We start from the raw sequence: 9,801 nt of genomic DNA on the forward strand, positions 1-9,801 counted from the left end.
CACCACCGCCGCCGCGCGCTCCACCGCCACCGCCCATCGCGCCCATCTGCGCCGCAGTCTGGGCGAACGAAACGGTCGGCGCCACAGCCAACGGCAGCGCAAGCGCCAGCGCCGCGGCGGTGCTCAGAACCTTCATATTGATCATTTTGGACTCCATCAAAACGGACAATGTCTAACCATTACTGCGGTTGGACGTTCCAGCGCGCGACATTGATTGTCCGTCATGTTGGTTTGGCCGGAGGCGCATGTATGGCAGGTGAACAAAACTCTCCGTGACCGCGTCATTTGGTCGCCAAACGGGCTCGTGATCGGGGCCCATGCCGGGAGTGCCGGGCTACCTTGGCGGCGGCTGGACATTTGTGGATTCAGGTGGCATCAGAGCCGGACAGCCTCGAACCCGTGACCGGCCACGCATGAAACAATTCCTGCTGAAATTCTTCACCTGGTGGAACGGCCAGACCTTTGGCACGCAATTGTGGACCTCGCGATTCGGCGAGCTGGTCGGGGAGGACGAACAGGGCAACCGCTACTATCGCACCAAGGGCGGCGAGATCGACCCGACGCTGCATTTCGAGCGCCGCTGGGTGGTCTATAACGGCTATGCCGAAGCCTCGCGGATCCCGGCCGGCTGGCATGGCTGGCTGCACCACACGGTCGACGTACCCCCGACCGAAGAGAAATACGTGGCCCGGGAATGGGAAAAGCCGCATCTGCCGAACCTGACCGGCACCGCGCAGGCCTACCGTCCGTCCGGCTCGACGCTGGCGAGCGGCCGCCGCCCGAAGGCGACCGGCGACTACCACGCCTGGACTCCCGGAAGCTGACCTTCACGCATCGCGGTTTCTGACGCGCACGTGCGCATTCGCGCGCGTGCGGCGCACGCGTGCCCGGCAGCGCAAGTGCGCGCCTGTGGACAACGGTAACAGCGGGGACAGGTCGGCCGTCGCCGATGCTGTCCACTTGCGCCGTGCGCAGCTTCGCGGCTCAATGAAGCCATCTTACGGAGATGGGAAACCATCGCGTCGGATCGGGCTCCAGATCGCGACTGTCCCGATGAGCAGCGGCCTCCGAGTTGGATGCGGCCGGGAGATAGGCCCCCGGTACAGATGTCCTGAAATCGCCCGCAAATGTGAGGCTACCGTGAGACAGGAAGGGCCGCTCGGGAAACCGGGCGGCCTTTTTCTGTTGCAAGTTCTGATGCAAGGCAGGCCAAGCGTCAGAACGCTACCATGCCTGGGCCTTACCCTGGGCCAGCGGCCTGGAAACCTCGCGAACGCAATCGGCAAACACCTGCGCCACCGGGCTCAGCATGCGGCCCTTCAGGGTGAAGATCGCCGTCGGCAGATGCCATCGCGGCAATGCCACGGGCAGCGCCTTGAGCAGGCCGGCCCCGGGGCCGAACCGCAGCGCCGAGCCCGGAACGAGTGTGAGATAGCCCCCGGTGGCGAGCAGGCTGATACGCAGGTGGAGCGAGTTGCTGAAGATCGTTGCGGTGGGGACCGGCAGCTTCGCGACACGGAATGCTTCGACGAAGGGCGAGCCGGCTTCCGCTTCCAGCGTCGACAGGATCCACGGTGCGTCGACGAGGTCTGAAAGCGTCAGCTTGCGGCGGCGCGACCAGGAGCTTTGCGGGCCGGCGACGACGGCCAGCGGCTCGTAGAACAGCGGCTGCATGTCGATGTCGGAGTCTGGGGTCTCGGTCAGCAGCCGCGAGATCACGATCTCGCATCGACGCTCCCGCAGCAGGTTGAACTGATGCTGCGCGGTGCCTTGCTCCAGCCTGACGCGCAGACGCGGCAGTCGCTTCGACAGCCGCTCGATCGCTGCCGGCACGAGGCCGGCGGCCCACACTTCGGTGCAGGCGATGCGCAACTCGCCCGCCTTGGGATCGGCAAGATACGCGATCTCCTCGACGCTCTGCCGAAGTTCGTCGAACACCGCGGTGCCGCGCCTGAGCAGCGCCTTGCCGAACAGGGTCGGCGCGATGCCGCGCGCCGTGCGGTCGAGCAACGTCACGCCGAGCATGTGCTCGAGATTGGCGATCGTGCGCGAGATCACCGGCCGCGAGATCGCCAGACGCTCGGCGGCCTTCGCCATGCTGCGCTCTTCGACCACCGTCATGAAGACGTGGAGGTCGCGAGGCTTGAGAAAACGCCCAACCCTGTCAGCCCAGCGCATATGACGTACCTAAACAGCTACCGGCCCGTCGAATAATCGACCTTGTGGATACTCCTGTTCTGGCGCTGACTCCAGCTCCGGCTGAACTGTCGGCCTGGACCAGAGATGCGGGAAACGTCGATGAGGGGCATTCGCGTCGCGGTCACGGCGCTTGTACTGGCGATGAGCGCCACGACCGGCGGCGCGGCCGAGATCACGGTTCTCAGCACGCCGACCATGAAAGGTGTCTTCAACGAGCTTGCGCCCGCGTTCGCGCGCGCGACCGGCCATACGCTTGTCTTCACCTTTGAGGGCGTGCCGGTGCTCAAGCGGCAGATCGAGGCGGGCGAGAAGTTCGATGCCGCCGTCTTTCTGCCGGCGGCGGTCGATGATCTTGCGCGGCTCGGCAAGATTGCCGCGGGCTCCCGATCGGACGTCGCCCGCACGGCCGCAGGCGTCGCGATCCGCACGGGGGCACCGATGCCCAAGGTCGCCTCCAGCGAGGACCTCAAGCGAACGCTGCTGGCGGCGAGATCAATCTCCTATTCAAGCGAGAGCGTGAGCGGAAGCTATTTCCTGCATCTGCTCGATCGCCTCGGGATCGCGGGCGACGTGAAGCCGAAGCTCCTGGCCGTGGCGGGACGGAGCCCGGTGGAGGCCGTCGCGCACGGCGAGGCGGAGCTGACGGTGATCACCGTGCCGAACATCATCGGCGTCGAGGGCGTCACTCTCGCGGGCGTTCTTCCGGACGAGTTGCAGAACTACACCACCTTCAGCGTCGGCATCAGCGCCAATGCCAGCGAGCCGAAGGCCGTCGAGCAATTGATCGCATTCCTGCACTCGCCGGCGGCTGCCGCTGCGATACGGAGCAAGGGACTGGAGCCGATTGCTCCCTGAAGCCCCGTCTTGGCTAACGGCCAATCGTCGGGGGCGATCATGAAGGCCCGGTTTGGTCGAGCCGCGCCGCCGCGCGGCCCATCAATTCGCCGCGGCGCGCGTGCGCCGGTCCCATCCGCTCCTTCATGAAGGCGAGTATCTCGGCCGGCGCGGTGTCGGGCGAACCGGCATTGAACGGGGGGGCCGGGTTGTATTCGAGCCTGAGCTGGATCGCTTCCGCGGTCTTGCGATCGACCAGCTCGGACACCAGCGTCAGCGCGAAGTCGATACCCGCGGTGACGCCGCCGCCGGTGAAGCGGTTGCGGTCGACGCAGACGCGGGTCTTGGTCGGAATCGCGCCGAAGCCCGCAAGGAAATCGATCGCGCTCCAATGCGTGGTGGCGCGATAGCCCTTGAGCAGGCCGGCGGCGCCGAGCACCAGCGACCCGGTGCAGACCGACGTGACGTATTTCGCGCCCGCGGCCTGCTTGCGCAGGAAGGCGAGCATCTCCTCGTCGCCGACCATGTCGTCGGTGCCGAATCCGCCGGGCACGCAGATCACGTCGAGCTGCGGGCAATCGGCAAAGGTCGTGGTCGGCGTCAGGACCATGACGGAGTCACTCGGAACCGGTTCGATCCGCTTCCAGATCAGATGCACCTTCGCGCCGGGCACCGACGAGAACACCTGCAGCGGACCGGTCAGGTCGAGCTGGGTCACCTTCGGGAAGACGAGCAATCCAATCTGCAAGGGTACAGTCTGCAAGGGTTCGGACATCGGAGGCCTCCAAATAGCGCTTGACGGAAGCAGGATGCCATGATGGCCTTCTGTCAAGAATGGCGTATTTCCCTCGTTTTCGGACGAGGCGCTGCCGCAAAGGATTTGGCGATGATCGGCATCCTGATCTTTCCCGACTTCCAGCTGCTCGACGCGGCAGGCCCGATCGCGGCTTTCGAAATCGCGGCGCGCTTCGCCAACAACCCGCCCGGTATCAAGACTATTGCGGTGAAGGCCGGGCCGGTGCGCTCGTCATCCGGCGTCGAGATGCTGGCGCGCGGCCTCAAGCCGTCGGCGGCGATCACGACGCTGATCATCGCGGGCGGCAACGGCGTGCGTACGCCGGCGAGCTGTCCGACCACACTGTCCTTCGTGCGGCGGATGGCGGGCCGCGGCGTCCGCGTCGCCAGCGTCTGCTCCGGCGCCTATGTGCTGGCCGAGGCGGGCCTGCTCGACGGCCGCCGCGCCACCACGCATTGGCAGCGCACACCGCATTTCGTGAAGAGCTATCCGAAGATCAAGCTCGAGCCGGACCAGATCTTCGTCCGCGACGGCAACATCTGGAGCTCGGCCGGCATCACCGCCGGCATCGATCTCGCGCTCGCCATGATCACCGAGGACTATGGCGACGAGGTCGCGCAGAACACCGCGCGGCAGCTCGTGCTGTATCACCGGCGCAGCGGCGGGCAGTCGCAGTTTTCCTCGCTCCTGGAATTGAAGACGCCGAACGGAAGGTTCGGGCCGCTGCTCGCCTGGGCGCGGGAAAATCTCGATGCGCCACTGACGGTCGAGGACCTCGCCGACAAGGCCGGGATGAGCTCGCGGCATTTCACCCGCGCCTTCATCGCCGAGACCGGCACCACGCCGTCGAAAGCAGTCGAGCGGCTGAGGATCGAGGTGGCGCGGCAGCGCGTGCAGTCGTCGGGCGAGGCGATCGAGCGCGTCGCCGAGATCACCGGCTTCCGCGATCCCGAGCGGATGCGCCGCGCCTTCATCCGCGCCTTCGGCCAGCCCCCGCAATCGCTGCGCCGGGCCGCGCGCGTGGGGTAGCTCGTCGACTCCGGAACCTCCGGCGAGGCGTTGGATGAAAGGGGGGACAATTCCGACGGCGAAGCGTCGCCAAACACATCGGCACTGCCGGCAGGGCAATTTGAGTTTGGGACAAGGTCGTTGTCCGATCGCACACGATTCATGCCTTCCTTGTGCTGAACCAGCGCGAAGGTTCGCGTGACCCACGTCAAGTGGGCATTGGGGACCGGAGGAGGTTCTAAATGACAAAGCATCGAACGATTACCGGGTTCGTGGCCGTCGCCCTGCTGGCCGTCACCGCAACCGCCGCGACGGTGAAGTCGCACTTGCCCCGGACCGAGGGCGTTGTCGTCTCCGGCGCAGACGCGCTCCCGGCCAAGGATTTTGGCGACCGCTGGTCTCCGATATTCGCTTTGCCTCCGGCAACGGCCATGGCCGAGCGCGCACCTGACGTGCGTTAAGGCGGTCATGGACGGAGGCCCGGTCCGTTCGAGCACGCGACGCGCGCACAGATTATTCGCGTCACAACACAAAGCCCCGCCGAGGCGGGGCAAGGTGTTGAATGACTTGGTCTTGAACAACTTGGTCTTGAATAGAACTAACGGTTCTGCCGCGCCGGACTAGCGCAGTCATTCACCAAATGCAGTCATTCACCAAATACAGGATCAGCCCACGATCGTAGAGATCCACGGATGCTGATCGTGAAAGTGCTTCAACCGAAATAAATCACTGGCTCAATGTATCGGTCGCGATCTTCTTCTTGAGTGCTTCGCAGGTATCCCTGACCTCCATGGTCATCAGGGAGACGGCTTCGATCTGCAGGAAAAACCGCTTGCCCTGATCGCGGTAACCAGCAGCGAACTCCTTGATTTCCGCGATCATGTCATGGACGCCGGCCACCATGACTTCGCAGTTCTTGGCGGCTAATTGCAGTTCCGTTCCAAGCGCCTCGATCTCCTTCACCGCCGCTTCGTACTCGCGTACGACCGCCTCGGCCGACAGCTTGCCCACCTCGTTGACGCCGTTGCGGTGCTCGACGTAGTCGGGCATCGGCGAGAGAGGCCGAATATTGCCGCGTGGTCGATGCGAGCTCACCGTGTCGATTTCGCCTTCCGCCTGTTCTAACGGGGCGCGGGCGAGGACTTCTGCACTAACACTCATGCGAACGCTCCATAAGTTGTTACGGCGAATGGAGTTTAGCAATGTCAACGGATTTGTCTTGCTTTTCCACAGGTTTATGACAAGTCAGATTGTGCACTGCAGCGCGACAAATTTCACATTGGCATCAATGCGGCGCGTCGGGATGCCAGCCGAGCAGGGCGAGCATCGCGAAGAAGCCGACCACATAGGCCACCATGATCGGCCAGCCCTGGGCGATCCAGCGGACCACCGACTTGGCTTCCGGATACATGTTGGACACTGCGACGCCCGCGGACGAGCCGAACCAGACCATCGATCCGCCAAATCCGACCGCATAGGCGAGAAAGCCCCAATCGTAGCCGCCTTGCTTCAGCGCCAGCGCGGTCAGCGGGATGTTGTCGAACACTGCCGAGACGAAGCCGAGCCCAAGCGCGGTCTGCCATGATGCGGCCGGCAGCCTCTCCACCGGCATCATCGAGGCCGCCGTCACCAGCGCGAGCAGGAACACGGTGCCCTTGAGCGTCTCGGGCATGACCGACCAGTCCGGCCGCCGCAGCAGCGAGGTGACGAGGATCGCGGCCCAGACTGCGAGCCCGAGCACGGGCAGCGCGTCGAGCAGCGCGGGGAATTTCAGATTGGCCGTGACGTTGGCGCTCAGCGCGGCGAGCAGGATCACCGCGACGATTGCGACCCGCGCCCAGTCGATGCTGAGGCCGGATGGCGCTTTCTTCACGATCGGGGAATAGCGATGCTGCCGCAGCGAGGCCGGTACCGCAAACACCAGCATGGCGACGATGGCGGCAACATAGGCGTCGACGACGGTGAGCGGGCTGACGCCGTCGATCCACATCATCGTCGTCGTGGTGTCGCCGACGACGCTGCCGGCGCCGCCGGCATTCGATGCGGCGACGATGGCCGCGAGATAGCCGATATGGACGCGACCGCGGAACACGTGACGCGCGACGGTGCCGCCGATCAGCGCGGCTGCGATGTTGTCGAGGAAGGCCGACAGCACGAACACGATCACCAGCAGGATCAGTCCGCCCTTCCAGTCATCGGGCAGCAGCGCCGGCATCTCGTCCGGGATGCGGCTCTCCTCGAAGTGCCGCGACAGCAGCGCAAATCCCATCAGCAGCAGGAACAGGTTCGCGAGCGTGACCCACTCATGCTCCATGTGGTGCACGAGACCGGGCAGGCCTGCGCCGAATTTCGCAAAGCCGGCGAAGATCAGCTTGTAGGCGACGATCGCGGCAAGACCCGTCAACGCCACGGCGAGCGTATGGTGATGGAAGATCGCGACGCCGAGCAGCGTCAGCGCGAACAGGATGAAGTCGAACGGGATGCCGTAGACGAGGATGGGCGTGAGCAAGATGATCCTCGCTGGCTGGAGCGTTCGGCGGTCTGAAGCGCGTCTGGCCGAACTATCGCGCGGCGCGGAGAACTGCAAGGCGCGCTAACGCCGCAAGCTGCGCGCACCATGCGCTCCCGAGCCTCGACCACGGGATGACGCCGCAAATTTCGTCCCTGATCGGATCGCTCAGCCCAGCGACTTCAGCCAGACGCTGATCTCGGTCACCGCGACATTGGCCTGATTGAGCAGCTTGCCCATGGTGAAGAAGCCGTGGAACTGGCCGGGGAAATGCCGGTAGGTCACGGGCACACCGGCGTCTTTCAGGAATTTCGCGTACTCGTCGCCTTCGTCGCGCAACGGATCGGCGCCGGCGGTCAGCACGTAGGCCGGCGGCAGGCCGGAAAAACTCTTGGCGCGTGCGGGCGAGGCGCGCCAGTCGCTGTTGTCGGCGTCGCCGAGATATTGGTTGGCGAACCAGCCGATCACCGAATGCGTCAGCAGGATGCTGGTCTCGGGCTCGCGGTGCGAGGCATGCTTCCGCGAGAAATCGGTTGCGGGATAGACCAGCAGCTGGGCTGCGAGCTTCGGTCCGCCGTCGCGGGCGGTGAGGGCGACGACGGCCGCGAGGTTGCCGCCGGCGCTGTCGCCGCCGACGATCAGGCGCGCGGCGTCGATGCCGAGATCCTTGGCGTTGGCGGCGACCCATCTCGTTGCGGTGACGGCGTCGTCGACCGCGGCGGGGAAGCGATGTTCGGGCGCGAGCCGATAATCCACCGAGATCACGATCAGCTCGCCCTCATGTGCCATCTTCTGGCACACCACCTCATGGGTATCGAGATCGCCGATCACCCAGCCGCCGCCGTGGAAGAACACCAGGCACGGCGCGAGCCCGTTCGTCTTGCGCAGCGTCTTCGGCGTGTAGATGCGGGCCGGGATGCTGCCGTGCGGCGCCGGGATCGCGAGCGCCTTGCTCGATTCAAGCGCGGGCGGCTCGGGATTGGAGACGATGCGGGCGGTGCGATAATATTCGCGCGCTTCCGGCGCGGTCAGCGTCTCGTAGGCGGGACGGCCGGCCTCCTGGAAGGCCTTGTAGACGGCGGCGGCATCGGGATCGAGAACGACGGGCATGGACGACAAACCTTGTTGTGATGCTGAACTGAAATATCAGGCGGCGGTGCGGCCGCCGTCGACGGTGTAAGCGGAGCCGGAGACGTAGCTCGCCTCGTCGGAGGCGAGGAATGCGACGATCGAGGCGACCTCGCTTGCAAGCCCGAGCCGGCGCGCCGGGATGCGGTCGACGATCTTCTCGACCGGCGGCGGCGCGTTGCCGCCGGAGCGGCCTTGCAGGATCGTGCTCAGCATGCGGCTCTCGATCATGCCGGGGCAGACGCAATTGACGCGCACGCCAGTGCCGGTGCATTCCCAGGCCGCGCTCTTGGTCAGTCCGATCACCGCATGCTTGCTGGCGCTGTAGACCGCGATCATCGGCGATCCCATCAGGCCCGCGATCGAGGCGGTGTTGATGATGCTGCCCTTGTTCTGCTTCAGCATGACAGGCAGCACATGCTTCATGCCGAGGAAGGCGCCGACGACGTTGACGTCGAGCACCCGGCGAAAGCTCTCCAGCGAATATTCAGGGATCGGCCTGATGTCGCCCTCGATGCCGGCGTTGTTGTAGAAGGCATCGATGGTGCCGAAGCGGTCCACGGCGGCGCGGACATAGTCCTTGACCTCGTCCTCATCGGTGACGTCGGCGGTGATCGACAGGGCCTCGGCCGAGGCGGGCAGGTCCTTGACGGCGGCGCCAAGATCGGCCCCCTTGCGGTCGACTGCGACGATCCGCGCACCGCGTTCGGCGAGCAGATGGAGGGTGGCGGTTCCGATGACGCCGGCAGCCCCGGTGACGACGGCGACCCGGCCGTCGAGCCTGATACGATCGGGCATGTTGGGTTTCCTCTGGCTGGTCCGGTTCGATCCGGATTTTCATGGTTTTCACGCGTTGCCGCGCGCCTTCAGCGTGAGGACTATCACACGTGTTCCCAGGAGTAGCCAGAGGGTGACCAGAGGGCCGGGGAGAGGTGGCCGGGTGCCCTTTCCCCGCCGTATTCGGCGTGTTAACCGGTGGCCTGCGAGCGGCCGATATCAAGGTAGACTGTCGCGAGCCCGATTCGCCCTTTAAAGCCGCGCGAGATGCTTCGAACCGTTGCCCTGACTGGCTTTGCGGCCCTGATTGCCGCCTCAACCATCTCGCTTGCGCCGCCCGCGCGCGCGCAGATCGGAACGATTTTCTCCGATCCCGCGCCGCGTCCGCCCGGCTCGATCCCGCGTGGCCAGGTGGCGCCTCCCAGCGACGACGACGAGGAAGTGCCGGAATTGCCGCGCGGCCGCCTGCTGCCGACGCAGCCGCGGGCGTTGCCGCCAGGGCAGGCAGTGCCGCCGCCCCGGCAGCGTGCAGTCGCAGCCTTTGGCGCCG

The 9,801-nt window shown here is 65.4% G+C and carries 10 protein-coding genes and 1 pseudogene; 5 read left to right on the forward strand and 6 right to left on the reverse strand.

The genetic code is table 11. The annotated features are described in order from the left end of the window. Positions 1 to 413: 413 nt before the first annotated feature. A complete protein-coding gene (locus AC628_RS32420) occupies positions 414 to 824 on the forward strand; it encodes an NADH:ubiquinone oxidoreductase subunit NDUFA12 (protein ID WP_074130822.1) in 411 nt (136 codons plus the stop codon). 400 nt (positions 825 to 1,224) lie between these two features. Here the strand turns inward: AC628_RS32420 and AC628_RS32425 are convergent, their stop codons facing one another. Next, positions 1,225 to 2,178 (reverse strand): LysR family transcriptional regulator, encoded by a 954-nt coding sequence (locus AC628_RS32425; protein ID WP_074130823.1) that lies wholly within the window; start codon positions 2,176 to 2,178, stop codon positions 1,225 to 1,227. 120 nt (positions 2,179 to 2,298) lie between these two features. On the opposite strand from AC628_RS32425, the gene AC628_RS32430 reads away from it, so the two are divergent. Next, entirely contained in the window at positions 2,299 to 3,054 is a 756-nt protein-coding gene (locus AC628_RS32430; protein ID WP_168193500.1) for a molybdate ABC transporter substrate-binding protein, read from the forward strand. A 37-nt stretch (positions 3,055 to 3,091) separates the two neighbouring features. Here AC628_RS32430 and AC628_RS32435 read toward each other — a convergent pair whose 3' ends face one another. Continuing rightward, the gene (locus AC628_RS32435) at positions 3,092 to 3,808 is read right to left on the reverse strand and encodes a DJ-1/PfpI family protein (RefSeq protein WP_074130825.1); all 717 of its coding nucleotides are present in this window, start codon (positions 3,806 to 3,808) and stop codon (positions 3,092 to 3,094) included. 111 nt (positions 3,809 to 3,919) lie between these two features. Between AC628_RS32435 and AC628_RS32440 the strand changes: the two genes are divergently transcribed. Then, positions 3,920 to 4,858: a GlxA family transcriptional regulator gene (locus AC628_RS32440; RefSeq protein ID WP_050420203.1), complete on the forward strand. Its 939-nt coding sequence runs from the start codon at positions 3,920 to 3,922 to the stop codon at positions 4,856 to 4,858. Positions 4,859 to 5,079: 221 nt separating this feature from the next. After that, the gene (locus AC628_RS32445) at positions 5,080 to 5,298 is read left to right on the forward strand and encodes a hypothetical protein (RefSeq protein ID WP_074130826.1); all 219 of its coding nucleotides are present in this window, start codon (positions 5,080 to 5,082) and stop codon (positions 5,296 to 5,298) included. A 265-nt stretch (positions 5,299 to 5,563) separates the two neighbouring features. Here AC628_RS32445 and AC628_RS32450 read toward each other — a convergent pair whose 3' ends face one another. The 4 genes from AC628_RS32450 to AC628_RS32465 all read right to left on the reverse strand — a co-directional run bounded on the left by AC628_RS32450 (position 5,564) and on the right by AC628_RS32465 (position 9,272). Beyond that, entirely contained in the window at positions 5,564 to 5,998 is a 435-nt protein-coding gene (locus tag AC628_RS32450; protein WP_074130827.1) for a hypothetical protein, read from the reverse strand. A 124-nt stretch (positions 5,999 to 6,122) separates the two neighbouring features. After that, positions 6,123 to 7,346 (reverse strand): SLC13 family permease, encoded by a 1,224-nt coding sequence (locus AC628_RS32455; RefSeq protein ID WP_074130828.1) that lies wholly within the window; start codon positions 7,344 to 7,346, stop codon positions 6,123 to 6,125. A gap of 168 nt (positions 7,347 to 7,514) precedes the next feature. After that, a complete protein-coding gene (gene lipP1 / locus AC628_RS32460) occupies positions 7,515 to 8,456 on the reverse strand; it encodes a LipP1 family hormone-sensitive lipase (protein ID WP_074130829.1) in 942 nt (313 codons plus the stop codon). Positions 8,457 to 8,492: 36 nt separating this feature from the next. Beyond that, on the reverse strand, positions 8,493 to 9,272 hold the full coding sequence (locus AC628_RS32465; RefSeq protein ID WP_074130830.1) for an SDR family NAD(P)-dependent oxidoreductase: 780 nt from the start codon (positions 9,270 to 9,272) through the stop codon (positions 8,493 to 8,495). A 246-nt stretch (positions 9,273 to 9,518) separates the two neighbouring features. Here AC628_RS32465 and AC628_RS32470 point away from each other — a divergent pair. Beyond that, positions 9,519 to 9,801: pseudogene (locus AC628_RS32470) on the forward strand (DUF2155 domain-containing protein); the annotation flags it as partial.

It is taken from the genome of Bradyrhizobium sp. NAS96.2, from assembly GCF_001908235.1.
Taxonomy (GTDB): domain Bacteria; phylum Pseudomonadota; class Alphaproteobacteria; order Rhizobiales; family Xanthobacteraceae; genus Bradyrhizobium.